The sequence below is a fragment of the Streptomyces sp. DSM 15324 genome, from assembly GCF_001514285.1.
Classification (GTDB): Bacteria; Actinomycetota; Actinomycetes; order Streptomycetales; family Streptomycetaceae; genus Streptomyces.
Genome location: NZ_KQ949024.1, coordinates 292,869 through 319,058 on the forward strand (window position 1 = coordinate 292,869; position 26,190 = coordinate 319,058).

Below are 26,190 nucleotides of genomic sequence, written 5' to 3' on the forward strand. Positions count from 1 at the left end.
GCCGGGTGGGGAGCGCCCAGCGGGTGGTCCGGTCAGTCCCGCCCGGTGATCCGTGCCAGCCGCCGTGCCTCCTCGCGGGTGGTGCGGGCGATCGCGTCCTCGTCGGCGGTGAGCAGCCGGCCGTTCTCGACGATCTGACGGCCGTTCACGAAGGACGCGGTGACCGGGGCGGCGGCACCGAGCACCAGCGCGGCGACCGGGTCGGCGATGGAGGCGTGGGCGACGGTGTCCAGCCGCCACAGCACCAGGTCGGCGAGCTTGCCCGGCTCCAGGGAGCCGATCTCGCGGTCCCGGCCCAGTACCCGGGCGCCGCCGTGGGTGCCGAGCCGCAGGGCCTGACGGGTGTTCAGGGCGGCCTCGCGATGGGCGCCGAGGCGGTTGACCAGCAGGGCGTTGCGCAGTTCGGTGTGGAGTTCGCCGGACTCGTTCGACGCGGTGCCGTCCACGCCGAGGCCGACCGGGACACCGGCGGCGAGCATGTCGGGGACGCGCGCGATGCCGGCGGCCAGCCGGGCGTTGGACGACGGGCAGTGGGCGACCCCCGTCCGCGTGCGGGCGAAGGCGTCGATGTCGGAGTCGTTCATGTGGACGCAGTGCGCCATCCACACGTCCTCGCCGAGCCACCCGGTGGACTCGAAGTAGTCGGTGGGGCCCAGGCCGAACAGCTCCTGGCAGAACTTCTCCTCCTCGACCGTCTCCGAGCCGTGGGTGTGCAGCCGCACCCCGAGCCGGCGGCCCAGCTCGGCGCCCTGCCGCAGGAGTTCGGTGGAGACGGAGAAGGGCGAGCAGGGCGCGACGGCGACCTGGGTCATCGCGTCGAAGGAGGCGTCGTGGTGCTCGGCGACGGTCTCCTCGGTGGCGGCGAGGGCCCCGTCGAGGGTCTCGACGGCGAAGTCCGGGGGCAGTCCGCCGTCCTTCTCGCTGCGGTCCATCGAGCCGCGGGCCAGGGTGAAGCGGACGCCCATGTCCCGGGCGGCGCCGATGATCGCGCCGGAGAGGTCGCCGGAGCCCCGGGGGAAGACGTAGTGGTGGTCCATGGCGGTCGTGACCCCGCCCCGGGCCAGCATCGCCAGCGATCCCTGGGCCGCCGCCCGGACCATCGGCTCGTCGATGCGCGCCCAGGTCGGGTACAGGGCGACCAGCCAGTCGAAGAGGTTGTGGTCCGTGGCCAGGCCCCGGGTGATCCACTGGTAGAAGTGGTGATGGGTGTTGACCAGGCCGGGGGTGGCCAGATGGCCGGTGGCGTCGATACGGCGTACGACGTTCTCCAGGCCGTCGGGGGCGGGGCCCGCGCCGACCGCCTCGATGCGGTTGCCGGCCAGGACGAGGTGTCCGTCCGCGTACTCGGTGTCGTCGGCGTCGACGGTCGCGATCGAGCAGTTCTCGATGACGACGCGCTGGAGGGCTGCTGCCATGGATCCGTCCTTCAGAGGTGGGTGAGGTCCGCCGGGATCCTCGCCTCCTGGCCGTCCCTGAGGACGGTGGCCTCGATCAGGCCGTAGGGGCGGTCGGCGGCGAGGTACACCTCGTTGTCGTTCTTCAGCCCGAACGGCGCCAGGTCCACCAGGAAGTGGTGCTTGTTCGGGAGGGAGAAGCGGACCTCGTCGATCTCCTCGCGGTGGTCGATGATGCGCGCGCCCATCGCGTAGAGGGTCTGCTGGAGCGAACGCGAGTACGTCTCGGCGAAGGACCGCAGCAGATGCCCCTTCACCTGAGCGTACGACGCATCCCAGTCCGGCGCGTCGTCGGCGTCGTCGCTCCAGCCGAAGCGCCAGCGGGCCGAGACGTCGGTGGCGAGGATCCGGTCGGAGGCCTCGGGGAGGGTCGTGTACGCGTCCCTGACGTAGCCCCGGAACTCGGAGTCGGTCGAGTTCATCACGGTCAGGTCCTTGAGGCCGGAGACGACCTCCCAGGACGAGCCGTCGTGGGTGACCTGGGTGAGCCGGGTCTCCTGCCCCTTGCGCACGAAGGAGTGGGCGCCCCTGCCGGAGTGCTCGATGCGCTCCCAGGCGTACTCCTCGACGCGGACGCGGGCGCGGTGGATGGCGTCCTGGCCGGCCACGAAGTGCCGGGCGAGGTGGATGCCGAACTGCTCCGGGGAGTCGATGCCGTGTTCCTTGGCGAACGCGTACACCGTGTTCTTGGTGGTGTCGGTCGGCAGAACGTGGGCGTTGGATCCGGAGTAGTGGACCTCGTCCATGTCGCCGCTCAGCGACACGGACACGTTGAGGTCCCTGATGTGGTGGGTGGCGCCGTCCCGCGTGATCTTGACGACCCGGTTCTCGGCCTTGCCGTACTGGTTCGGTCCCAGGATGGGCATCTAGCTAGCTCCCTCGGTAAACGGAGTAGCCGAACGGGCTGAGCAGCAGCGGTACGTGGTAGTGCTCGCCGGGCTCCACCGCGAAGGTGACGACGACCTCGGGGAAGAACACGGCACCGCTGTCCCCGTTCGCGGGGGCGTCCTGCTGCGCATCGGCTTGCTTGGGGGCGAGGTACGGCTCCACCAGGAAGTCGAGCCGTACCCGGGTGACTCCCTCCGGCAGCGCCGGGAGGTCCTTGCACCGGCCGTCCGCGTCGGTCGCGGAGCCGCCGAGCTCCTGCCACGTCTCCGCCCCGCCCGTCCGGGCGGAGAGGGCGGAGAGGCGGACGGCGACGCCCGGGGCGGGACGGCCGACGCTGGTGTCCAGGATGTGCGTGGACACGGAGGCCGTGGTGCTGGTGCTCATCCTCGGTCAGTCCTCTTCGGCGAGTCGGGCCAGACGGATGCGGTTGATCCTGCCCAGTTCGGTGCGGACGATCTCGCGTTCCCGCTCCGGCGTGTTGCCGAGGCGCTCGCGGGCGGCGTCGCGCATCTCGGTGCCGGTGCGGCCGGTGGCGCAGATCAGGAACACCTGCCCGAACTTCTCCTGGTAGGCCAGGTTGAGGGCGAGCATCTCCGCCTTGAGGTCCGCGGAGGCCCCGGCCATGCCGCGCTGCTCGCGGGCGGAGGCCGGATCGCCCGGCGCGGGGCGTCCGATCGGCGGATGCCCCGCCATCGCCTCCGCCAGGTCGGCCTCGGTCAGCTCCGCCATGGCGGCGTCGTTCGCGGCGTACAGGGCGTCGACGTCGGCGTAGGGGCGGCCGGCGAGCAGGCGCCGTCCCCAGGCGGCGGACGCGCACGCCTCGTGGAGGGCGGCGGCGGCCGCGCGCTCCTCCAGGCCGTTGAACCGGGCCAGGCCCGGGGGCGTCGAAGTCGAAGTCACAGGGTCAGCTAACGCCTGCCCAGGAGGCCACGTCAACACTTTGTTGAAAATTCCGGGTTACGGGAGCCGCTTGCGAGCGGCCGGCGGCGCCGTCCGCGCCTCAGACCCCTTTTTCCCGGTTGAGGTAGTTGTAGACGGTGAAGCGGCTCACGCCGAGGGCGCTCGCCACGGTCTCCACGCCGTGCCGCACGGAGAAGGCGCCGCGCGCCTCGAGCATCCGGACGACCTCCTGCTTGGCCTTGCGGTCCAGGTCGGCGAGGGGCTTGCCCTTCCTGCGCTCCAGGGCGGCCAGGATGTGGTCGAGGGAGTCGGCGAGCTGCGGCAGCCGCACGGCGACCACCTCGGCGCCCTCCCAGGCGAGGACCACGTCGTCGGGGCCGGCCTCGTCGGGCGGGAGCATCTCGCCGCCCATCGCGTCGACCAGCGGCTTCACGGCCGCGATGAAGGGCTCGTCGCCCGCGCCGGTCACGCGCCCTCCCCCTCGGCGGCCGTGTCCACGACGTTGACCTGGAGGGTGATCCGGGTGGCGCCCGCACCGAGCGAGCGGCGCAGCAGGGCGTCGACGGCGGCGATCACGGCCTCGGTGCCGCCCTCCGCGGTGTTGCCGAACGGCCCGACGTCGACGCCGTCCAGGCCGGCGGCCTCGATCACCTCGCGGGCGACCAGCGCGTGCGCGGGCGCCTCGTCGAGGTCGAAGGGCTCGGTGGTGAACTCCACTTTCAGTCGCATCGCGCCCCCACACCTTCTCCGACCGGCCTCACCAGGTTCCCGACCTTAACGGACCGGGGCGGGCGCTTCGACGTCAACCTGTCGATCCTCTTCTCCACGCGCTCCACGCGCTCCACGCGCTCCACGGCAACCGCTACACCGGCGCGACCCTGCCGAGCAGGACGCGCACGCGCCGCGGAACCTCGCGCTCGCCGCCCGCGGGCCGCCGACGGGATCGGCGCGGTGCCGCTGGCCGAGGCCCTGAACCGGCCCGAGTCGCCGCTCGGTCCGCCGGTGAGCGCCGCGGTCGAGGTCGAGGTCGAGGCCGCGGTCGCGGTCGCGGTCGCGGTCGCGGATCGGGTGAGCGAGGCGACGGGCCTCGGCGACGCGATGTTCCTGCTGGACCTCCACCACCTGGCCATGAACGGCGCGACCTGCCCCGGGTGACCGAGACCCACGCGGGCGCGGACCGGCCACGTCCGGATCGCCGGCGCCCCCGGCGGCGGCGCGCCCGGTACCGGTGCGCTGCCGTCGGCGGACCTCGTCGACCGACCGGCGAAGGCCGGCCACGACGGCTGGACCGGCCGGGAGCGCGGCCCGGGCGACCGTCCGAGCGCCGCGGCCTTCGACCGGCTCCCCCGCGAGGCCCGCGCGGCCCGCCGACCCCGCGCGGGAGCCCTCCGCGTGCGGATGCGCCCCACCGGCAGGACGCTGAAGGCATGGCACATCCAACGGAGCATCCGCATGTCGTGGTGCATCCACCGGCCCTCGACGGTTCCCGGCGGGTGACCGAGGGCGAGGAGACCCTCGGGATCGCCACGCACGCGGACGACGTGAGCGAGATCCTGCGCCTGGCCGATCTGTATGTGACCGACCTGGAGCAGAGCGACTTCATCGAGTGGCAGGGCGGTGGGCCCGACGACTGGCCGGGGCTGTCGGAGCACCACGGACGGCGATAGCACCGTCGGAGCGTCGGCGGCCCGATCGGTGGGGAAAGGGGGCCCGAAGGTCGTCAAGACACGGACAGGAGTGGGCGCGAGGAGGACGATGGGGGTCATGTCCGAGAGCGTGCCGGTGCGCTGCCCGGCCTGCCGGCGGGAGCGCCGCTACACCGTGCCGACCTATCTGTGCGCGTGCGGTGCCCCCGTCGCCCCGGCGCTCGATCCGGGGGCGGCGCCGACAGCCGTCGTGCACCGCGCCTGGGACGAGGACTGGGTCACCCTGCGCTGCGGCTCCTGCGGCCGCGAGGGCCAGTGGCCGCACCCGGAACTGGGCTGCCCGTGCGGCACCGCGCTGCGGCTGCCGGTGACCGGCGGGACCCGGCCCGCGGACCCCGACAGCGCGGAACCGGACCCGGAGACAGGGATGGTGCCGGAGCCGGTGCCCGAGCCGGGGGTGCCGCGTCGGCCCGCCTTCCGGTCCGTCGCCATCCGGACCGCCCTCGACGCGGTCACCGCGGCCGCCCTCTATCTGCGCTGGCTGGGCCACGGCGAGGTCCGGCGGGCCGATCAGCGGCCCACCTCGGGGATCGGTCTCGCCGCGCCGGGACTGCTGGCCCAGGTGGACCCGAGCGTGCGCCCGGCCGCGCTGCGGGACGTGGAGTGCCTGTGGCTGACGGCGATGACCGAGTCCGCGGACTGTGTGTACTTCTCCCTCGCCGGGTACGCCGACGAGGCCCGCACCGGCGCCGACCGGCTGCGGGTCCCGCTGTTCCTGCTGGACCGCACGGGCACCCCGCAGCCCGTGAACGCGGCGGCCGCCGCCCTCGACGCCCGGGGCTCCCGGGGTGCCTGAGGCGACGGCCGCCGGGACCTCAGGAGCCGTACGTCTGCCGCAGCTCGATCTTGCGGACCTTGCCGGAGACGGTCATCGGGAAGGCCTGGAGCACCTGGAGCCTGCTGGGCACCTTGTAGTGCGCGAGCCGCCCCTCGCAGTGGTCGCGCAGCTCCTGAAGGGTCGGCGGGTCGGCCGGGTCGGCCGGGATGACGCAGGCGAGGACCTCCTCGCCGTAGCGCTCGTCCGGGACGCCGACCACCTGGACGTCCTGGATCTTCGGATGGCCGTGCAGGAACTCCTCGATCTCGCGCGGGTAGATGTTCTCGCCGCCCCGGATGATCATGTCCTTGATCCGGCCGACGATCTCCACATAGCCGTCCTCGCGCATCACCGCCAGGTCCCCGGTGTGCATCCAGCGGCCCGCGTCGATCGCCTCCGCGGTCCTGCCGGGCTCCTCCCAGTAGCCGAGCATCACGCTGTAGCCGCGGGTGCACAGCTCGCCCGCCGTGCCGCGCGGCTGCGTGACCCCGGTCGCCGGGTCGACGACCTTCACCTCGATGTGCGGGAGGACGCGGCCGACCGTGGCGGTGCGGTGGCCCAGGTCGTCGTCGCGGCGGGTCTGGGTGGAGACGGGCGAGGTCTCGGTCATGCCGTAACAGATCGACACCTCGGCCATGTTCATCTCCGACACGACCCGCTTCATCACCTCCACCGGGCAGGGCGAGCCCGCCATGATGCCGGTGCGCAGGGAGGAGAGGTCGTAGGTCGCGAAGTCGGGGAGGTTGAGCTCCGCGATGAACATGGTCGGCACGCCGTACAGGGAGGTGCAGCGCTCTCGCTGGACCGCCTCCAGGGTGGCCCGCGGTTCGAAGGAGGGGGCGGGGATGACCACGCAGGCGCCGTGCGAGGTGGCCGCGAGGTTGCCCATGACCATGCCGAAGCAGTGGTAGAAGGGCACCGGGACGCAGATCCGGTCCTGCTCGGTGTAGGCGATCATCTCGCCCACGAAGTGACCGTTGTTGAGGATGTTGTGGTGGGAGAGGGTGGCCCCCTTGGGGAAGCCCGTGGTCCCCGAGGTGTACTGGATGTTGATGGGGTCGTCGCAGGACAGGTCCGGGAAGGGCACCGGGGCGGCCCGCGCGATCAGGGCCTGCCAGCTCGGATCGCCGATGAAGACGGTCTCCGCCAGCTCCGGGCACCTGCCCCGCACCTGCTCGACCATCGCCCGGTAGTCGCTGCCCTTGTGCCGCGGCGAGGCGAAGAGCAGGCGGACCCCGGCCTGGTTGAGGACGTACTCCACCTCGTGCGTGCGATAGGCGGGGTTGATGTTCACCATGATCGCCCCGATGCGGGCGGTGGCGTACTGGACCAGGACCCACTCCGGGCAGTTGACCGCCCAGATGCCCACCCGGTCGCCCTTGGCGATCCCGCTCGCGAGCAGGGCGTACGCCAGCTCGTCGACGTCGGCGGCGAACCGGGCGTAGGTCCAGCGCCGTCCGGAGACCACGTCGACCAGCGCCTCACGGTCCGGCCAGGCGGCCACCGCCCGGTCCAGGTTCGCGCCGATCGTGTCGCCGAGCAGGGCGGTGTCGCCGGTGCCGTGGGCGTAGGAGAGCGCCGTCACCGGAAGTCCTCCTCGCGGTACTCCTCGGCCGAGCCGACGGCCGTCGCCTCGCGCAGCTCGATCCGGCGGATCTTGCCGGAGACGGTCTTGGGCAGCGGGGCGAACTCCAGGCGGCGGATGCGCTTGTAGGGGGCGAGGACCTCACGGGAGTGCTCGAACAGCACCTTCGCCGTGTCCGGACCGGGCTGCCAGCCCTCCGCGAGGACCACGTACGCCTTCGGCACGGCGAGGCGCAGCGCGTCCGGCGCGGGCACGACGGCCGCCTCGGCGACCGCCTCGTGCTCCAGCAGCGCGCTCTCCAGCTCGAACGGGCTGATCTTGTAGTCGGAGGCCTTGAACACGTCGTCGGCGCGGCCCACGTAGGTGATGTAGCCGTCGGCGTCGCGGGCGCCGATGTCGCCGGTGCGGTAGTAGCCGCCGGCCATCGCCTCCGCCGTACGGTCCGCGTCGCCGTGGTAGCCGGTCATCAGGCCCACCGGCCGGGCCGCGAGGTCGAGCGCGATCTCGCCCTCCGTCGCGCCGGGCGCGCCCGAGACGGGGTCCAGCAGTTCCACCCGGTAGCCGGGGCTCGGCCGGCCCATCGACCCCGTCTTCAGTTCCTGCCCGGGGCTGTTGGCGACCTGCACGGCCGTCTCCGTCTGCCCGAAGCCGTCGCGGATCGTCGTCCCCCACGCCCGCCGCACCTGCTCGATCACCTCGGGGTTGAGCGGCTCGCCGGCCGCCACCACCTCCCTGGGCGGGGTGGCGAGCTGGGTCAGGTCGGCCTGGATGAGCATGCGCCATACGGTGGGCGGGGCGCAGAAGGTGGTGACGCCGGCCCGGTCCATCTCCGCCATCAGCCGGGCCGGGTCGAAGCGCGTGTAGTTGTGGATGAAGACCGTCGCCTCCGCGTTCCACGGGGCGAAGAGGTTCGACCAGGCGTGCTTGGCCCAGCCCGGCGAGGAGATGTTCAGATGCACGTCGCCGGGCTTCAGCCCGATCCAGTACATGGTCGCCAGGTGCCCGACGGGGTACGAGGTGTGGGTGTGCTCGACCAGCTTGGGGCGGGCGGTCGTACCGGAGGTGAAGTACAGCATCAGGGGGTCGTCGGCGAGCGTGGGGCCGTCGGGGGTGAAGCCGGCGGGCGCGGCGTACGCGTCCTCGTACGCCTGCCAGCCCTCGGGCGCGCCGCCGACGGCGATCCGGGTGTACCCGCCGGGCGCCTCGTCGAACTTGCCGGTGTCCTCGGCGCGCACGACGACGTGCGCGACCCGGCCGCGCTCCACGCGGTCGCGCAGGTCGGCGGGGCCGAGCAGCGGGGTGGCGGGGATGACGACGGCGCGCAGCTTCATCGCGGCCAGCGCGGTCTCCCACAGTTCGACCTGGTTGCCGAGCATGACGAGGATCCGGTCCTCGGCGGCGACCCCGCGCCCGCGCAGCCAGCCGGCGACCCGGTCGGAGCGGTCGGACAGCTCGGCGAAGGTCAGCCGGGTCTCGGTGCCGTCCTCCTCGACGATGTGCAGGGCGGTGCGGTCGTTGCCGCGCGCGATGACATCGAACCAGTCGAGGGCCCAGTTGAAGTGCTCGGGGCGGGGCCAGTCGAAGCCCTCGTAGGCGGCGGTGTAGTCCTCACGGTGTTCCAGCAGGAAGTCCCGTGCCCTGCGGAACTGCTCGGTGGCCGTCGTCATCGATGTCCTCCTAGGTGCCGGGCCATTGCCGGGCGGCTCCCTGCCATCGTGTAATCCGTGATGCAGCTCTCACTACCCCCGAACGGGGGGAGTGCGGCGCGCAGGGGTGACATGTGGGATCATCCCCAGCCACGCGGAAAGGGCGAGGACGTGGCAGCAGACCCAGCCGGTACGGCGGAGATCCGCGGGGCGCTGGCGCGCCTGCGGCGCACGACGGGGCTGCCGGTCGCCTTCGGCGGCCTGGTGGAGCCGGGGCGTGCCCGGATGCGGATCAGCGAGTTCAGCGGCGCGACCACGTTCGCGCTCAGCGGCCTCCATGTGATCTCGGGCAACGGCCTGGGCGGCAAGGCGGTCGCGCGGGCCCGTCCGTGTGCGGTGACCGACTACTCGCTCTCCCCGCAGATCAGCCACGAGTACGACGCGGCGGTGGCCGAGGAGGGGCTGCGCTCGGTGCTGGCGATCCCGGTGGTGGTGCGGCGCCGGGTGCGCGGGGTGCTGTACGGCGCCCTGCGCACCGCCCAGCCGCTCGGCGACCGCACGCTGAGCGCGGCCGTGGACGTGGCGCGGGACGTGGAGCAGGCGCTGGTCGTCGAGGACGAGGCGCGCGGGCTGCTGGCCGAGGCCCGGCCGGGGTTCGCTCCGCACCCCGCGTCGGGGCCGGGGCCCGGCTGGGAGCAGGTGCGCGAGGCGCATGCCGCGCTGCGGGCGCTGGCCCCGCGGATCGGTGACCCGGCGCTGCGGGCGGAGCTGCTGCAGGCGTGCGGTCTGCTGACGCCGGGCGAGGCCGCTGAGCAGGTCGCGCTGGCCCCGCGCGAGCTGGACGTCCTCGCGTGTGTGGCGGCGGGGGCGACGAACGCGTCCGCGGCCGAGCGGCTCGGCCTGCGCCCGGAGACGGTCAAGGCGTATCTGCGCTCGGCGATGCGCCGCCTGGGCGCTCACACCCGTGGCGAGGCGGTGGCGGCGGCCCGCCGGTCGGGGCTCCTGCCCTAGAGATCGCGTCCGTCTTGCCCGACACGGGTGGTTCCCGTCGGTAACAAAGGCATGGAAGAGTGCTCCCACACCTGTCGCGGCACCCGGGGCGCGGGAGGTGCGGACCGCTCGGTTCAAGCCAGGGAGGGACTGCCACGACGACTACTCATTCATTCGTCGCAGCAGTGAATTTACTTATGCGTAACGTTGTTATCTCCCTCACCCGGCCGTCCCTCCGAATTTCAAAGAGACGTTGCCTAGAATTTGGCCCGGACACGACACTCGGAAGGGAGCGGTGACCGTGCGACGGGACTTCAAGGAGCCTGCCAGGTGCCGCCCCGACCTGGTCATAGGCAGGGACGAACTGTTCGGCTCCGCCCGTGACCAGCTCGCGCGCGGCGGCAGTGTGCTGCTCCACGGCCCCGCCGGAATAGGAAAGTCGACCGTGCTGCGGGCATTGGCCGCGGATTACGGCGACGCCGCGCACACCGTGTTGCGCTGCTCGGCGACCGAGTCCGAATCCCACCTCCCCTTCCTGGCCCTGGCCGACCTGTTCGGCCTGGTCCTCGACCAGATCTCGGACAAGCTGCCGACGGCGCAGCGCACGGCGCTGGAATCGGCCCTGACCGGCCGCGGCGAGTCCACCCTGCAACGCGACGGCCTCGCCCTGCGTCTCGCCGTGCTCTCCGCCCTGCGGGCCCTCGCGGCCTCCGGCCCGGTCCTGCTCGTCGCCGACGACCTCCAGTGGCTGGACTCGGCCAGTGCCGAACTCCTCGGCTTCGCCGCCCGCCGCCTCGGCGACACCCCGGTGCAGCTGCTCTGCGCGGTCCGCACCGAGGGCCAGGAGTACGACCGCCATCTACGCGCGTCCCCGCCCGACACCCTCGCCGTCCGCCTCAACCCGCTCTCCCTCGCCCAGGTCTCCGCCCTGCTCGACCACCGCGGCTACACCGATCTGCCCCGCTCCACGGTCCGCGAGATCCACCGCACCAGCGGCGGCAACCCCCTGTTCGCGCTGGAACTCGGCCGGGCGCTCGGCGAGAACCCCACCCCGCCGCGGCCCGGCGAACCGCTCCCCGTGCCGACCTCGCTGCGCGCCCTGGTGCTCAGCCGCCTCGACATGCTCTCCGACGGGGCCCGCCGCACCCTGCTGGTGGCCAGCGCCGGCGCCCGCCCGACCCTGGCCCTGCTGCACGCGGCCGGCCGGGAGAACGCCGAGGCCGAGACCGCGCAGGCCGCCGAACTCGGTCTGCTGGCCACCGAGCCCGAGGGCCCCGGCGTACGGTTCGCGCACCCGCTGATCTCGGCGGCGCTGTACGCGGAGGCGCCCGTCCAGGAGCGCCGGGCCGCGCACGCCGCGCTGTCCACCGCCGCCTCCGACCCGATCGAGCGGGCCCGCAACCTCGCCCTCGCCGCCACCGGCACCGACCCGGAGGTGGCCGCCCGGCTCGCCGAGGCCGCGGCCCTCGCCCGTGACCGCGGCGCCCCGTCCGTCGCCGCCTCCCTCGGGCTGCTCGCCGCCCGGCACACCCCGCCGGACGGCACCCCCGCCCCGGACGAGCACCGGCTGAAGGCGGCCGAGGACGCGATCACCGCCGGCGAGGTGGACCTGGCGCGGGACATCGCCCGCGAGGTGCTGACCCGGGCCACCGTGCCCGCCGACCGGATCCGCGCCTGGGAGGTGGTGATCGAGTCCGCCGGGCAGGCCCTCGGCGACGTCGACGCCGTCTTCCCGCAGGCCCTCGCCGACGCGGGCGAGGACCCCCGGCTGCTGGCGCTGGTCCACTACCACCTGGCCTGGCGCAAGCTGATCGTGGAGGGGGACTTCTCCGAGGCCCGCCAGGAGGCCGCGCACGCGGCGGAGCTGGCCGCGCGCGGCGGCGACCGGCGCACCGAGCTGATGTCGCTGTCCTTCCAGGCCCACACCGAGACCCTGATGGGCCATCCGAACGCGCCCGCCACCATCAAACGGGCGCTGAGGGAGCCTCAGGACCCGTACGTGGCGTGCCATCACAACGGCGTCGGCGCCGCCCGGTTCCGCTGGCTGCTGATGAGCGACCAGCTGCCCGAGGCCCGCGCCACCATCACCGCGCTGCTGCGCGAGGTGCGCCGACGCGGCATGGTGGAGAGCGAGGTGCACTTCCAGCGCTTCCTCGCCGAGACCGAACTGCGCTCCGGGCACTGCGGACGCGCCCTCGACCTGTCCCGCGAGAGCCTGCGGCTGGCCCGCGACTCCGGCATCGGCCTGGGCGCGTCCGCGATGCTCGCCTCGCTCGCCGAGGCCTCCGGCGGCGATCTGGACCGGGCGCTGGTCCTCGCCCGCGAGGCCGCGGGCCGCGCCGAGGAGGACGGCGACCAGATGTACCTCTCGCGCGCCCTGGCCGCGCTGGGCCACGCCCAGCTCGTGGCCGGCGACGCGGCGGCCGCGGTCGGCTCGCTGCGCCGGGTGCGGGAGCTGGAGACGGGACTGCGCATCACCGACCCGGCCCGCGGCCGCTGGCACGGCGACCTCGCCGAGGCCCTGGTCCGCGTCGGCGAGCCGGGCGAGGCGCAGGACGTCATCGACGTCGCCCGCGAGCAGGCGCTGCGGCTCGGCCGGGAGAGCGTCCTCGCGGTCCTCGACCGGGCGGAGGCCCTGGTCCGGGCCGCGCACGGCGACCACGAGGGGGCGGTGGCCCGGCTGACGTCCGTTCAGGACCGGCTGGCCAAGCTGGGATACGGCCTGGAGGAGGCGCGGGCCGCGTTCGCCCTGGCCCGGCTGCGCGCGCCACGGCCCGGTCCGACGTCGTACGACGAGGCGGCACGGCTGTTCCGGCGGTGCCGGGCGCTGCCCTGGCTGCGGCAGGTCGACGCGGCCGCGGCGGCGGGGGCGGGCGAGCCGGCGGCGGTTCCCCCGCAGGGGCCGCCGCCCTCCGACGCCCTCGAAGGCCTGGCCTCGATGGAGCGTCAGGTGGCGGCGCTGGTCATGGAGGGGGCGACGAACCGGGAGATCGCGGCACGCCTGTTCATCAGCGTCAAGACGGTCGAGGCGACCCTCACCCGGGTCTACCGCAAGCTCGGGATCCGCTCCCGGGTGGACATCGTCCGGCTGGCGGCGGGGCGTCACGCGAAGTGAGCCACACGGGGGTTAACTGCCGTACGCGGGGTGACGAGGGGTGCCCGCGGACCGACCGAGGGTTTTCCCTGCCCCAACGCCCCTAGGGGGTTCCCTCATTGGGAGGAGGCTGCTGCGGCGCCTAGCGTTGGGGATGTGCCGCCGGCCCGGGGCACACGGGAGTCGGTCCCGCGACCCCCGTGCACGACAACCCCCCACACCACACCCGCGCGATCCCCCACCGGCAAATCCCCACAAGGAGACGCATGTTCGCGCTCAACCGTGCCAAGAAGGCCGCGGCGCTCGTCGCGGCCACCGCCGCCGCGGCGGCGACGGCTCTGCTCAGCGCCCCCACCGCTGCCGCAGCGCCGCAGCCGATCGTCGGCGGCACGACCACCACGACGACGGCGTACCCGTTCATGATGCAGATCACGGACGCCTCGCAGAACCAGTTCTGCGGCGGCACCCTGGTCTCGGCCACCAAGGTGGTCACGGCGGCCCACTGCATGGTCGGCGAGACCACCGGCAGTGTGCGGGTCGTCGGCGGCCGGACCTATCTGAACGGCACCAACGGCACGGTCAGCCGCGTGAGCAAGATCTGGATCAACCCGGACTACACGGACGCCACCAACGGTGACGACGTGGCCGTCCTGACCCTGGCGACCTCGATGTCGTACACCCCGGCGTCGTACGTCTCCTCGTCCCAGACCGGCGTGTACGCGGCCGGCACCACGGCCCGCATCCTGGGCTGGGGCACCACCTCGGAGAACGGCGGCTCCTCCAACCAGCTGCGGACCGCGACCGTCCCGGTCGTGTCCGACTCCAGCTGCCGCTCCTCCTACGGTTCCGACTTCGTCGCGACCGACATGGTTTGCGCCGGATACACATCCGGCGGTGTAGACACCTGCCAGGGCGACAGCGGCGGTCCCCTGCTCATCGGGGGCGTCCTGGCAGGGATCACTTCGTGGGGCGAGGGCTGCGCGGAGGCCGGTTACCCGGGTGTGTACACCCGGCTGACCACCTTCTCCAGCCTCGTCACCGCGCAGGTCAACTCGTAGGCGACGAGCCGGCGGACGAGTGACCCGCACGAAGTCCTGAGCACCCCTCAGGTGACCGACCAGGGGGCGCTGCGAGCCTCCACGAGCGGCCCGCAGCGCCCCCTATCCATGCCCCGCCCCGGCCGGCGGGCCTACCGGGGTACGACGGTGCCGAACCGGATGTCGCACGGCGTCCCCGGGTGCAGCACCCGCAGCACGCGCTCCGCCTCCGCGGTCACCGCAGCCCGCTCGTCCCGGGTGAGCCGGCCGAACGGCTCGACGACGAGGGCGTCCTCCGTCTGCTTCCACAGGCCCGCGAGGAAGCCGTCGACGAGGAGGGTGCGATACGCCTGGTTGCCCTGCCAGGCGCGGCCGTGCAGGGCGGGCGGGACCACCCGGGTGCGGTCCGCGTGCGAGAGCAGCAGGTTGTCGAACTCGGGGAGGAAGCGGGGCGGGGCCGGGGTGTCCGGGTCGGGGCGCGGGGCGTCCGGGAGGTCGAAGAGTTCGGTGCCGCGCTCGTCCCGGAAGGTGAGGAGTGCGGGCCGCAGGCGTTCGAAGGCCGGGCGCAGCCGGGTGAGTCCGGCCCAGGTCTGCATGTCCTTGACGGAGGCGGGGCCGAAGGCGGCGAGGTAGCGCCGGACGACGGTCTCCGGGGCGGGCGCCGCCTGCGCGCGCCGGCCGAGCCAGTGCTCGGCGGTGGTGAGGGCGACCTGTCCGCTCCTGCCCCACAGTCCGCGCGGGGTGACCTGGACGAGCGGCAGCCGGCAGCGGGCGGCGACGGCCAGGGACTGCGCGTCGGCGTCCGGCCACTCGGCGGAGAGGGCCTCGCGCAGCTGCTTCATGGTGCGCGGCTCGGCCTCGACGAGCTCCCGGGCGAGGTCGGCGAGCCGGTCGAGGTCGACGCCGGCGAGCCCGGCGCGGAAGTGGGTCAGCTCGCGGTCCCGGGCGGGCTGGACGAACGGCCGCAGGGTGAGGCAGTCCTCGGCGGTGTGGGTGTGGATGGTCGAGCGCAGGGTGACGATGCGGACCACCTCACGGTCCGCCATCAGCGCCGACAGCTGTTCGGGGGCGAAGCCCTCCAGCCGGGCGGCGAGGGCCTGGTACGGCGGCCGCACGTTCTGCGCCTGGAGCCCCAGCAGGTGCTCGACGGCCGCCTCCACCGGCAGCGCGGCGGGCCGCAGGAGGAGCTGCCGGTCGAGGGTCGCGCGGTTGAGGGCGCGGGCGGAGAGCACGGGGCCGGTGTTCGTCATGGGGGGCAAGCTAGCCCGGAAAGAGGACCGTTCCTGTCCTCACCACCCCGCCGACCCGCCACCCGGTGCACCCGGGACGGGGTCCAGGCCCGTCGCTCCGGGCGGGCGTCGTGGGTCCCGTATGTCCTGCGCAGTGATCACGCGGACGCGGACGTAGGCTCGGCCCCAGCGACCGAGAGGCAGCCGCGCTGCCCGAGCGCCCCGTACCCGCAGGTCCGTCTGGCCCCGCAGCGCGCCGCCGCCCGAGCCTCCGCGCCCGGGTCCGCCGGACCCCGCGCCCCCGCGCCCCCCGAGCCGCCCGCGCTCCCGGCCGGGTCCGCCGACCCACGCCGCCCGAGCCGCCCGCGCCTCCCCGCCCGGGTCCGCCGGACCCCGCGCCCTCCGCGCCCCCCGCGCTCCCGTCCGGGTCCGCCGACCCCGCGCCGCCCGCGCCTCCCCGCCCGGATCCGCCGGACCCCGCGCCCTCCGCGCCCCCCGCGCTCCCGTCCGGGTCCGCCGACCCCGCGCCGCCCGCGCCTCCCCGCCCGGATCCGCCGGACCCCGCGCCCCCGCCCAGCCCGAGCCTCCCCGCCCGGGTCCGCCGACCCCGCGCCCTCCGCGCCCCCCCCCCCGAGCCTCCCCGGCCGGGTTCGCCGGACCCCGCCCGAACCCGCCCGAACCCACCGCCCGAGCCGCCGGAGCCGCCCGAGAGCGGCGAGGTCGCCGGTGTGGTGCAGGCGGTGCTGTACCGCGACGGCGTCCGGGTGTACGCCCCGGCCGGGGCGGCGGAGAGCCGCCGGGCGCTGCGCGGGCGGCCGGCCCGCATCGCGTGGATCGGGCCGGCCGCCCCGCCGAGGGCGAACCGCGCTCGCCGACGGCCGAGTTCGGCCTGCATCCCTTGGCGGTGGACGACGCCGAGGAGGCAACACCAGCGGCCGAAACGCAGCGCTACGGCGACACCCTCCGCGTCGTGCTGCACGTCGTCGTCAGCACGGGCCCGAGGTGGCCCTGTACGCCAGACGGAGCCTTGCGGGGTGATCCGGAGATGTCCTGCCGGATCTGCCAACTCTCTTGCGGGATCGGCGAGTTCCGGCGCGCGGGCCGTCCGCCGGTCGGCATGCTGCACGGCCTGACACCAGCGAGCGCGTCGACCGCTTCCGCCAGGCCCTCGCCGAGATCCTCACCGTCAACGCCGCGTCGCCACCCGGCAGCAGAACGCCAGGCGCAGGGGCTGGCTCCGAGCGGCGCGGGCAGGCCGAAAAGGCTTCCCCGGAAGGGTGTTTTGAGCCTTTTTGTACATGATCTTCAGGCGCCTTGATCCACACTCAGTGATCACGCCGGAACCCAACGCCACCCCCGGTGACCGGCCACGGAGCACCCGGCCCTGCCGCGACATCGGGAAAGCGATCAAGTCTCAAAGGTTGAGCACAAAATACACACATCCTCTCTTCATACCGGCCTTCATGGTCTAGATTGACCGTGCTTCAGCTGTTCGGAGACGAGGCGACCAGTAATGATCAATAGGTCCTGCGCTACGGAAAACCAGCAGTCGCGTCCCCGTCGTCAGGCGTGGGGATGATCAATCAGTGAGCCCGGCAAGGGACTTGGGATGCGGGGAGCATCCGGGGTTCCGACGGGTTCCACACACCCCGAGCGTCCGGCGGGACCTGCGAGTCCTCTGCCACCGGGGTGAGTCCAAGCAGCTCTGATACAGCCGCGATGTCATGCGCGGGAGGCGGGGGCCTCTCACCGGGATCGACGGCACGGCGCTGGGGCGGGGGCCCCGGAGGGGAGACGCGGGAGGCGGGGGCCTCCTGTGGGGGGAGCAACGGGAGCAACAGTGTTGGACGAACACGTCGAACCACTGGGGACCTGGGGGGTTCTGTGCGGCAAGGGGGACTTGTCAGCCCGTTCACGTCCGCGCGCGGACGTCTGGCGAACGGAGCAATCAGCCGGCCCGCGGTCGACTGGGAGCAGCGGTACCGCCGTACCGTGATCACCAGTGACACGGTGGCCACCGCCTGTGTGGTGGCGGCGATCGGCAACTTCTTCGGGGCTCGTGACGCGGCCAACTGGCACGAGAAATGGGGGATTCTCGCCTTCGGCACCGAACTGCTGGTGCTGGGGTCGCTCGCCGTGAGCCGTGCGTGGGCGCCGGCCGTGCTCGGCCAGGGTGCCGAGGAGTTCCGCCGGCTCGGGCGCTCGCTGTTCGGGGCGACCGTCGTGCTGGCGCTCGGCGGGATCGCCCTGACCTCGCGCAACATCAAACTCTGGATCTTCGTCGCGATCCCCGCGATCGCGCTGGTCACCATGACCGTGCGGTACCTCCTGCGCCTCTCGCTGCACAAGCAGCGCAAGGACGGGCAGTGTCTGCGCCCGGTGCTCGCCGCCGGGAGCCCGGACACCGTGCACGACCTGATCACCCGGACCCGCAAGTTCCCGCACCTCGGCTGGCGGGTGGACGCGGTGTGCACGACGGAGGGTCCCGGGGTCGACGGTGACCTGCTGGACGGCGTGCCGATCGTCGGCCGGCTGGCGGACGTCGCCAAGCACGTCCACGGCGACGGCTACCGGGTCGTCGCGGTCACCCCGGACCCGCACTGGTCACCGCGGCGGCTCCAGCGGCTGGCCTGGAACCTCGAGGGCACCGACGCCGAGATGGTCGTGGCGCCCGTGCTGATGGAGGTGGCCGGACCGCGGCTGCACGTCGACGCGGTGCTCGGGATACCGCTGCTGCGGGTCAGCATGCCGACCTTCACGGGAGGCCGCCGGGCCGTGAAGATGGTCGTCGACCGGATGGGCGCGGCGATCCTGCTGCTGCTGTTCGCGCCGCTGATGGTGTGCGTCGGGCTGCTCGTGCTGATGGACAGCCGGGGCGGGGCGTTCTACCGCCAGCGCCGGGTCGGCAAGGACGGCCGCGAGTTCACCATCCTCAAGTTCCGCACCATGGTGGCCGGGGCGGACGGGGCGCGGGCCCAGCTCGCCGACCTGAACGAGGGCGCGGGCCCCTTGTTCAAGCTCCGCCGGGACCCACGGGTGACCCGGGTGGGAGCGGTGCTGCGCCGGTACTCGATCGACGAGCTCCCGCAGCTGTTCAACGTCCTGACCGGATCGATGTCGCTCGTCGGTCCGCGGCCTCCGCTGCCGGAGGAGTCCGCCGCGTACGGCCCGGACATCCGGCGGCGGCTGCTGGTCAAACCCGGACTCACCGGCCTGTGGCAGATCAGCGGACGCAGCGATCTGTCCTGGGAGGAGGCGGTCCGGCTGGACCTGCGGTACGTGGAGGACTGGTCGCTCGCCCTGGACACAGTGATCTTGTGGAAGACGCTGCGTGCGGTGCTCTACGGGCAGGGGGCCTACTGATGCGCGGGAATCGTCGTCCGGCCGGCAGGCCGGCGGCAGGCCCTGAGTGCCTGCCCTGGGGGAGGAACGAGTCATGAAGGTCAGCGTTTTCGGGCTGGGCTACGTGGGCTGCGTGTCGGCCGCGTGCCTGGCCAGCATGGGGCACGAGGTCATCGGGGTCGACGTCAACCAGGTGAAGGTCGACCTGGTCAACGACGGCAAGGCCCCGGTGGTCGAGGAGCGGATCGGCGAGCTCATCGCCGACGTCGTGCGGACCGGCGCGCTGCGCGCCACCGACGACGTGCGCGAGGCGGTCATGGACAGCGAGGTGTCGCTGGTCTGCGTCGGCACCCCGTCGGAGCCCAACGGCAGCCTGTGCACCACCTACTTGGAGCGGGTCACCGAGCAGATCGGCGCGGCACTGGCCGAGCGCGGTGGACGGCACACCGTCGTGTTCCGCAGCACCATGCTCCCGGGCACCTGTCTGAACCTGCTGGTGCCCATCCTGGAGAAGTACGTCGGCGGCACGGCGGGCGTGGACATCGGGGTGGCGGTCAACCCGGAGTTCCTGCGCGAGGGCACCAGCGTGCGGGACTTCTTCGACCCGCCCAAGACCGTCGTCGGCGAACTCGACACGGCCAGCGGCGACACCGTGCTGGCGCTGTACGACGGCCTGCCCGGCGAGGTGTTCCGGGTGCCGATCCCGACGGCCGAGGCGATCAAGTACGCGGACAACGCCTTCCACGGCCTGAAGATCGGCTTCGCGAACGAGCTGGGCGCGGTGTGCCAGGCGCTCGGCGTGGACTCGCACCAGGTGATGGACGTGTTCCTGGCCGACCGCAAGCTGAACATCAGCCCCGCCTATCTGCGGCCCGGCTTCGCCTTCGGCGGCTCCTGCCTGCCCAAGGACCTGCGCAGCCTGGTCCACGCGGCACAGCGGGCCGACGTCTCGGTGCCCATCCTGTCGCACGTGCTGCCCTCCAACTCCGACCATCTGCAACGCGCGGTGGAGCTGGTCGAGCGCACCGGCAAACGCCGGGCGGGCCTGTTCGGGCTGTCCTTCAAACCCGGCACCGACGATCTGCGCGAGAGCCCGCTCGTAGAACTCGCGGAGCGGCTCTTCGGCAAGGGGTACGACCTGAAGATCTACGACGCCAATGTGAGCCTCTCCCGGCTGCTCGGCGCCAACCGCGAGTACATCGAGACCCGTCTGCCGCACCTCGCGCAGCTCCTCGCCGACTCCGTCGAGGAGGTCCTCGACCACGCCGAGGTGTGCCTGGTCGGGACCAAGGACCCGGACGTGCTGGCGGCTCTGCCCCATGGTGAGAGCCCCGTGATCGTCGACCTCATCCGCCTTCCCGACGCCGACGTGCGCCGGGCCGAACCGGGATACATGGGCCTTGCCTGGTGACACGACCGGGGGCGAGCGGCCGGGCCGGCGCGCGCTGATCCTGGTGGAGAACCTGTCCGTGCCCTTCGACCGGCGCGTGTGGCAGGAGTGCACGACCCTGCGCGACGCGGGCTGGACGGTGGACGTCATCTGCCCCCGCGGGACCAGACGGGACACCGAGGCGGAGGCGGAGATCGACGGGGTGCGGATCCACCGCTACCCGCTGCGCGCCGCGACGGGAGGGCCCGCCGGGTATCTGCGGGAGTACGGCTCGGCGTTGTGGCACACGCTCCGGCTGGCCCGCACGGTCGGCCCGGTCGACGTGGTGCACGCCTGCAACCCGCCCGACCTGCTGTTCCTGCCCGCGCTGTGGCTGAAGCGGCGGGGCGCGCGGTTCGTCTTCGACCAGCACGACCTGGTGCCCGAGCTGTACCTGTCCCGGTTCGACCGCGGCCAGGACCTGCTCTACCGCGCGGTGTGCGCGCTGGAACGGATGACCTACCGGGCCGCGGACGTCGTGCTCGCCACCAACGAGAGCTACCGCGACGTCGCGGTGCGCCGCGGCGGGCGCCGGCCGGAGGACGTGTTCGTGGTGCGCAGCGCACCCGACATCGACCGCTTCCACCCCGTGCCGCCGGAGCCGGAACTCAAGCGCGGCAAGCCCCATCTGCTGTGCTACCTGGGCGTCATGGGCCCGCAGGACGGCGTCGACTACGCCCTGCGCGCCCTGGCCAAGCTCCGCGACGAGCTGGGGCGGACCGACTGGCACGCCGTGTTCGTCGGCGGCGGCGACACCTTCGACGCGATGGTGGAGCTGTCCCGGCGGCTCGGGCTCGCCGAGCAGGTGGAGTTCACCGGGCGCATCCCGGACGCCGACCTGGTGCGCTACCTGTCCACCGCGGACGTGTGCCTCTCCCCCGACCCGCACAACCCGCTCAACGACGTGTCGACCATGAACAAGGTCCTGGAGTACATGGTGATGGGCCGGCCGCTCGTCTCCTTCGACCTCCGGGAGGCGCGGGTCTCCGCCGGTGACGCCGCCGTCTACGCGCCCGCCAACGACGAGAGCGCGTTCGCCGCACTCGTCGCGCGGCTGCTGGACGATCCGGAGAAGCGGGCCCTGATGGGCAAGATCGGCCAGGAGCGGATCAGCGGACCGCTGTCCTGGCGCAACTCCCAGCGCTCACTGCTCGCCGCCTACGCCGCCGCGTGCCGGGACCGGACCCCGGTGACGGCACGTGACCCGGATCCGGCAGGGGAAGGCCGCACCATTGAGCGATGACACCATACGCCTGGTCACGATCGGGCGGATCGTCCGTCGGCGCTGGCGGCTGCTCACCCTCCTCGCCCTGGTGGGTGCGCTCGTCGGCTACGGCGCCTCCATGCTGTTCCCGCCGCGCTACACGACCTCGGCGTCGGTGCTGCTGCCGGGGACGTGGGAGGAGCGCGAGCTGCTGACGCAGACGGAGGTGGCGACCAGTTCGGTGGTGGTCGACCGCGCGGCCACCACCCTCGGCTGGACCGGGGTGAGCGGCAACGACCTGCGCAAGCAGGTCAGCGCCAAGGCCACCGACGGCAACATCATCAAGATCACCGGTACGGCGGAGACGCCGGAGCGCGCCCAGCGGCTCTCCGACCAGGTGGCCAAGGAGTTCGTCTCCTACGCCACACGGATCGCGGCCGAGAGCGCCGACCCCGAGGCGGCGCAGGAGCTGGCCGCGCTGCAGAAGTCGGTGGAGGACACCAGCCGCCGGATCAGCCGGCTGGCGAACGCGGCCGACCCGGGACAGACCGTGGAGAGCGTGCAGACCCGCACCGAGCTGGAGAAGCTGCGCACCGCGCTGCGCGAGGCCATCAACACACTGGAGCAGGCCGACCCGGCCGAGGACCAGGCGAAGAACATGGTCGTCATGGGGTCGGCGGCCCGGCCGACCGGCGAGGCACCGCCGACGAGGACACAGCTGATCGCGGGCGGAGCCGTGCTGTTCTTCCTCTGCGCGGTCATCGCGCATCTCACCGCCGCGCGGATGAGCCGCCGGCTGCGCGGCGAACAGGAGATCGCCGCCGCGCTGGGCGCGGCGCTGCTGGGCACGGTCGACGTCCCCGTCGAACGGCGCGCGCAGCGGCCGGACGGCCGTGGCCCGCGCTGGCTCCGCCGGCTGCTGGGCGTCGACGTCCGGTGGGACCTCCCGGCCCCGCAGACCTCCGGCGACGAGGCCAGCAGGCGGATCCGCTACCGGCGGGTGTGCTCCCGGCTGCGGGAGCAGCAGCCGGCCCCGCGGCGGCTGCTGGTCGTCTTCCCCGAGGGCGACGAGAGCGCCCGCCGGGCCGCCGGACAGCTCGCCGTCGAGGCCGGGGGCGATCCGCTGCTGCGCGCGGTGGCGGTCTCGGTGTCCCGGCCGATGGTGCCGGACCGCGAGCACGAGTCCGGCGCCCTGGTCGTGGTCACTGCCGGCAGCTGGACCGCCGGGGAGCTCTCCGGCATCGCCGAGGCGTGCGCGGACGCCAAGCACGCGGTCGTCGGCATCGTGCTCGCCGGTCCGGTCCGGGCGACGCGGTCGGCCGACCGGCCCCGGCGGGCCGCCGTACCGGCGCTCGCGGAGTTCGACGGCGAACTGGACGACGCGACGGGGGTCACAGGGTGACGACGAGTACGGCAGCGGAGTCGTCGGCCGCCGCTCCGCTGATCGATCTGCAGGTCCTGGTGGCCGCGGTGCGCCGACGGCGCCGCCTGTGGTGCTCCCTCGCACTGCTGGGGCTGCTTGCCGGCTCGGCGGTGGCGTTCCTGCTGCCGCCGCCGCCGACCGCGGTGACCAAGGTGCTGGTGGCGCACGAGGAGGACCAGCCGAACGACCCCGGAACGCTGATCCGCACCGATGTGGCGCTGCTGCAGACCACCCGGATCGCCGACAAGGCCCTCGGGTCCCTCGGGTCGCAGGAGAAGGCCGAGGACTTCATGAAGGACTACAGCGGCCTCGGACTGACCAACAACGTGCTGCAGATCACCGTGACCGGGGCCAGCGACGCGGAGGCGGTGGCCCGCGCCAGGGCGCTCGCCGACGCGTTCGTCGCCGACCACGTCCGGCGGATCCAGGAGTCCGCGCACGCCGAGGCCAAGGCCCTGCTCGACCAGCGTGACCAGCTCAAGGACCAACTGGCCCAGGTCAACAAGGCGATCGGGGACGGCAGCGGGGAGAGCGGCCCGCAGTCGTCGGCGGACCTGGAGTCGCTCTACGCCCGCCGGGCCGAACTCACCTCGCAGATCACCGATTTCGGCCAGCGTGCCGCGGAGGCGAGCATCGGCACGCCGCGGCTCGTCGCCGGCACGCAGATCGTGGACTCCCCGCAGCTGGTGCGGCGGTCCCTGCCGAGGACGGCGGCCACCGACGCCGGGATCGGGGCCTTCCTCGGACTCTTCCTCGGGCTCGCGGCCGCCGCGGTCGGCGCGGTGGTGGCGGACCGTCCCGTGCTGCGCCGCGAGATCGCCGCGCACCTCGGCGCCTCGGTCATCGCCGAGCTGCCGCACCGGCCGGGCGGGCGGTGGCAGCGCCGCCGGGTCCGCTCGGCCCGCGAACGGCTCACCACGTCCCTGGCCCGCGCCGTGCGCGCCGCCGCGGAACCCGTGTCGCTGCTGGAACTGGGCTGCGCGCGCAACACCTGCGTGATCGCCCTGGACCTCGCGCGGGCCCTGGCCGCGGACGGGCCGCCGGTGGTCGTCGTCGACGGGCTGCCCGGACCGCAGCTCTCACGGCGCCGCCCGAAGCCGGGCGACCCCACCGTGGTCGGCGGCGAGTCCGCCGCGGCCGCGTCGCCCCAGGAGCGCCGGCTCGGCGTCGGCTCGGTGGCGCCCGGCACTGCGTGGACCGACCTGCAGTACCTCGGCACCCGCACCGTGCTCGTCGTGCGGGCCGGGCACGGCAGCGCCGCGTGGCTGCACACCGTGGCGCGGCAGCTCGCGGACCAGCGCATCCCGGTGATCGGTGTGGTGCTGATCGACCCCGACCCCCGTGACCGCACCGACGGCACGCTGTGGGACGGGCTGCACACCGCGTTGCGCGGCCAGAGCGAGCGGCCGGCCCGGCCGAAGGGGACGGTCCCCCGGCGGGCGGAACGGCTGCCCCTGTGGGCGGCGCGGGTCCCGGACAGCGACCAGGAGGCTCAGTAGGACATGTGTGGCATCGCAGGAGCTTACCGATGGCCGGACGGGAAGGCGGTGACCGACCGGCTCACCGACACCCTCGCCCACCGCGGTCCGGACGGGGCGGGCCGCTACAGCCACCCCCTCGGTGACGGCGAGGTGCACCTCGGGCACCGCCGGCTCGCCATCATCGACCTCTCGGAGACCGGCGCCCAGCCGATGGCCTCGGGCGGCCTCGTCCTGACGTACAACGGCGAGCTGTACAACGCGCCCGAGCTGCGTGCCGAGCTGGAGGGCGGCGGGGTGCGCTTCCGCGGGACCTCCGACACCGAGGTGCTCCTGGAGGCGTGGCGGCGCTGGGGCACGGACTGTCTGCCCCGGCTGCGCGGCATGTTCGCGTTCGGGATCTTCGACGAGCGCACCGGTGAGCTGGTGCTCGCCCGCGACCAGCTCGGCATCAAGCCGCTGTTCCTGCTCCGGCGCGGCGAGGGGGTGCTGTTCGCCTCCGAGCTGAAGGCGCTGGCCGCCGTGACGGGCGGGTCGTTGCAGGTGGACCCCGCGGCGCTGGTGGCCTCGCTGCTCTACTACTGGGTGCCGGACTCCCGGTGCGCGTTCCGCGAGGCGGAGAAGCTGCCGCCGGGGAGCTGGCTGCGGCTGCGGCCCGACGGCCGGGTGGAGCGCGGCCGGTACTGGAACCTGCGGGACGTCGCCGCCGAGGGCCGGGAGCGGGCCCGCAGCGGTGAACTCCCGGACATCGCGGCCGTCGTCGAGGAGTCGACCCGGCGCCATCTGCTCTCCGACGTGCCCGTGGCGACCTTCCTCTCCGGCGGTCTCGACTCCAGTTACCTGACCGCGCTCGCGGCCCGGGACCGGCCCGGGATCTCCGCGTACACGATCGGGTTCCGCGCCGAGGACGCCAGGTTCGAGGCGATGCCGGACGACCTGCGGTACGCCCGGCAGGTGGCCGAGCGGTTCGGCGTCGACCTGCACGAGATCGAGATCGCTCCGGACGTGCTCGACCTGCTGCCGCGGATGACGCACCACCTGGACGAGCCGATCGGCGACCCCGCCGCGATCAACACGTTCCTGATCTGCTCGGCCGCCCGCGAGGCCGGGGTGAAGGTGCTGCTCTCCGGGATGGGCGCCGACGAGCTGTTCGCCGGGTACCGCAAGCACCTCGCCAACAAGATCGCGCTGCGCTACCAGCGCGTCCCGCGTCCGCTGCGGCGCGGTCTGTCCTCGGCCGTGGACCGGCTGCCGGTGGCCTCGGCGCGCCGGGGGTACCGGTCGGTGCGCTTCGCCAAGCGGTTCCTCTCCTTCGCCGATCTGCCGGAGGAGACCGCGTTCCGGCGCAGCTACACGATGTACGACCAGGAGGAGCTGCTCGCCCTGATCGATCCGGACCTGGCCGGGACGGTTCAGGACGTCCTGACCGAGCACGCGGACGTCTACGAGGACAACGACCTCGACGACTTCGTCAACCGCATGTGCCTGGGTGACGCCCGGATGTTCCTGCCGGGCCTCAACCTCGCCTACACGGACCGGTCGAGCATGGCCGCCTCGACCGAGGTGCGGGTGCCGTACGTGGACGTCGAGGTGGTCCGGGCGGCGTTCGCCGTGCCCGGCGACCGCAAGATCGTCGGGCGGCAGGGCAAGGCCGTGCTGAAGGAGGCGGCCTGCTCGATCCTGCCCCGGGAGATCGTCTACCGGCCCAAGGGCCTGTTCAGCGCCCCGCTGCGGGCCTGGATGAGCCGGGACCTGGCACCGCTGGTGCGCGAGGTGGTCGACAACGGCGAGCTGGTCCGTGCCGGGCTGCTGCGCCGCGACGCGCTGGCGCGCATGGTCGCCGAGGACGCCGCCGGGCAGCGGGACTTCTCCAAACATCTGTGGCACGTGCTGACCCTCGAGTACTGGTATCGCGGCGCGACCTCCGGGGCCGGCCAGAACTCTCCCGTGACGGCGTAGAGACAAGAG

20 protein-coding genes and 1 pseudogene are annotated in these 26,190 nt (G+C 73.4%); 12 read left to right on the forward strand and 9 right to left on the reverse strand.

Annotation, left to right across the window (positions count from 1 at the left end; all coding sequences use genetic code 11):
- Positions 1–32: 32 nt before the first annotated feature.
- The 6 genes from AQJ58_RS07545 to AQJ58_RS07570 all read right to left on the reverse strand — a co-directional run bounded on the left by AQJ58_RS07545 (position 33) and on the right by AQJ58_RS07570 (position 3,971).
- Positions 33–1,415: an 8-oxoguanine deaminase gene (locus tag AQJ58_RS07545; RefSeq protein WP_067246383.1), complete on the reverse strand. Its 1,383-nt coding sequence runs from the start codon at positions 1,413–1,415 to the stop codon at positions 33–35.
- An 11-nt stretch (positions 1,416–1,426) separates the two neighbouring features.
- Entirely contained in the window at positions 1,427–2,320 is an 894-nt protein-coding gene (gene pucL, locus AQJ58_RS07550; protein ID WP_067246386.1) for a factor-independent urate hydroxylase, read from the reverse strand.
- A 4-nt stretch (positions 2,321–2,324) separates the two neighbouring features.
- Entirely contained in the window at positions 2,325–2,726 is a 402-nt protein-coding gene (gene uraH, locus AQJ58_RS07555; protein ID WP_067246389.1) for a hydroxyisourate hydrolase, read from the reverse strand.
- A gap of 6 nt (positions 2,727–2,732) precedes the next feature.
- The gene (uraD, locus tag AQJ58_RS07560) at positions 2,733–3,242 is read right to left on the reverse strand and encodes a 2-oxo-4-hydroxy-4-carboxy-5-ureidoimidazoline decarboxylase (protein WP_067246391.1); all 510 of its coding nucleotides are present in this window, start codon (positions 3,240–3,242) and stop codon (positions 2,733–2,735) included.
- Positions 3,243–3,342: 100 nt separating this feature from the next.
- Positions 3,343–3,711: a helix-turn-helix domain-containing protein gene (locus tag AQJ58_RS07565; protein WP_067246393.1), complete on the reverse strand. Its 369-nt coding sequence runs from the start codon at positions 3,709–3,711 to the stop codon at positions 3,343–3,345.
- Positions 3,708–3,971 carry a hypothetical protein gene (locus AQJ58_RS07570; protein ID WP_079078755.1) on the reverse strand — a complete coding sequence of 88 codons (264 nt, stop codon included), beginning with the start codon at positions 3,969–3,971 and terminating at the stop codon, positions 3,708–3,710. The genes AQJ58_RS07565 and AQJ58_RS07570 overlap by 4 nt, the downstream gene beginning before the upstream one ends.
- Before the next feature lie 107 nt (positions 3,972–4,078).
- On the opposite strand from AQJ58_RS07570, the pseudogene AQJ58_RS44285 reads away from it, so the two are divergent.
- The 3 genes and pseudogenes from AQJ58_RS44285 to AQJ58_RS07585 form a co-directional block, all read left to right on the forward strand.
- A pseudogene (locus AQJ58_RS44285) lies at positions 4,079–4,610 on the forward strand (hydroxypyruvate isomerase); the annotation flags it as partial.
- A 59-nt stretch (positions 4,611–4,669) separates the two neighbouring features.
- Positions 4,670–4,909, forward strand: coding sequence for a hypothetical protein (locus AQJ58_RS07580; protein WP_067246401.1), 240 nt, complete (start codon positions 4,670–4,672; stop codon positions 4,907–4,909).
- 88 nt (positions 4,910–4,997) lie between these two features.
- The gene (locus tag AQJ58_RS07585; RefSeq protein ID WP_079078756.1) at positions 4,998–5,744 is read left to right on the forward strand and encodes a hypothetical protein; all 747 of its coding nucleotides are present in this window, start codon (positions 4,998–5,000) and stop codon (positions 5,742–5,744) included.
- 19 nt (positions 5,745–5,763) lie between these two features.
- Here the strand turns inward: AQJ58_RS07585 and AQJ58_RS07590 are convergent, their stop codons facing one another.
- Together AQJ58_RS07590 and AQJ58_RS07595 are read right to left on the reverse strand one after the other, a co-directional pair.
- On the reverse strand, positions 5,764–7,350 hold the full coding sequence (locus AQJ58_RS07590) for an AMP-binding protein (RefSeq protein ID WP_067246405.1): 1,587 nt from the start codon (positions 7,348–7,350) through the stop codon (positions 5,764–5,766).
- Complete coding sequence (locus AQJ58_RS07595; protein ID WP_067246408.1) at positions 7,347–9,017, reverse strand: AMP-binding protein; 1,671 nt, start codon at positions 9,015–9,017, stop codon at positions 7,347–7,349. The genes AQJ58_RS07590 and AQJ58_RS07595 overlap by 4 nt, the downstream gene beginning before the upstream one ends.
- 150 nt (positions 9,018–9,167) lie before the next feature.
- On the opposite strand from AQJ58_RS07595, the gene AQJ58_RS07600 reads away from it, so the two are divergent.
- The 3 genes from AQJ58_RS07600 (at position 9,168) to AQJ58_RS07610 (ending at position 14,138) form a co-directional block, all read left to right on the forward strand.
- The gene (locus AQJ58_RS07600; protein WP_067246411.1) at positions 9,168–10,007 is read left to right on the forward strand and encodes a helix-turn-helix transcriptional regulator; all 840 of its coding nucleotides are present in this window, start codon (positions 9,168–9,170) and stop codon (positions 10,005–10,007) included.
- Positions 10,008–10,281: 274 nt separating this feature from the next.
- Positions 10,282–13,101, forward strand: a complete 2,820-nt coding sequence (locus AQJ58_RS07605) for an ATP-binding protein (protein ID WP_067246415.1) — start codon at positions 10,282–10,284, stop codon at positions 13,099–13,101.
- A 245-nt stretch (positions 13,102–13,346) separates the two neighbouring features.
- A complete protein-coding gene (locus tag AQJ58_RS07610; protein ID WP_067246418.1) occupies positions 13,347–14,138 on the forward strand; it encodes a S1 family peptidase in 792 nt (263 codons plus the stop codon).
- Between the two features lie 131 nt (positions 14,139–14,269).
- Here the strand turns inward: AQJ58_RS07610 and AQJ58_RS07615 are convergent, their stop codons facing one another.
- Positions 14,270–15,367, reverse strand: a complete 1,098-nt coding sequence (locus AQJ58_RS07615; protein WP_067246421.1) for a winged helix DNA-binding domain-containing protein — start codon at positions 15,365–15,367, stop codon at positions 14,270–14,272.
- 1,863 nt (positions 15,368–17,230) lie between these two features.
- Between AQJ58_RS07615 and AQJ58_RS07620 the strand changes: the two genes are divergently transcribed.
- The 6 genes from AQJ58_RS07620 to asnB all read left to right on the forward strand — a co-directional run bounded on the left by AQJ58_RS07620 (position 17,231) and on the right by asnB (position 26,181).
- Positions 17,231–18,709: a sugar transferase gene (locus AQJ58_RS07620; protein WP_067246424.1), complete on the forward strand. Its 1,479-nt coding sequence runs from the start codon at positions 17,231–17,233 to the stop codon at positions 18,707–18,709.
- A 73-nt stretch (positions 18,710–18,782) separates the two neighbouring features.
- Positions 18,783–20,099, forward strand: a complete 1,317-nt coding sequence (locus AQJ58_RS07625; protein WP_067246426.1) for a nucleotide sugar dehydrogenase — start codon at positions 18,783–18,785, stop codon at positions 20,097–20,099.
- A complete protein-coding gene (locus AQJ58_RS07630; RefSeq protein ID WP_067246429.1) occupies positions 20,089–21,360 on the forward strand; it encodes a glycosyltransferase family 4 protein in 1,272 nt (423 codons plus the stop codon). Before AQJ58_RS07625 ends, AQJ58_RS07630 begins: the two co-directional genes overlap by 11 nt.
- A complete protein-coding gene (locus AQJ58_RS07635) occupies positions 21,350–22,723 on the forward strand; it encodes a Wzz/FepE/Etk N-terminal domain-containing protein (protein ID WP_067246432.1) in 1,374 nt (457 codons plus the stop codon). The genes AQJ58_RS07630 and AQJ58_RS07635 overlap by 11 nt, the downstream gene beginning before the upstream one ends.
- Positions 22,720–24,243, forward strand: coding sequence for a Wzz/FepE/Etk N-terminal domain-containing protein (locus AQJ58_RS07640; RefSeq protein ID WP_067246435.1), 1,524 nt, complete (start codon positions 22,720–22,722; stop codon positions 24,241–24,243). Before AQJ58_RS07635 ends, AQJ58_RS07640 begins: the two co-directional genes overlap by 4 nt.
- A gap of 3 nt (positions 24,244–24,246) precedes the next feature.
- Positions 24,247–26,181, forward strand: coding sequence for an asparagine synthase (glutamine-hydrolyzing) (gene asnB / locus AQJ58_RS07645; RefSeq protein WP_067246438.1), 1,935 nt, complete (start codon positions 24,247–24,249; stop codon positions 26,179–26,181).
- Positions 26,182–26,190 lie beyond the last annotated feature (9 nt).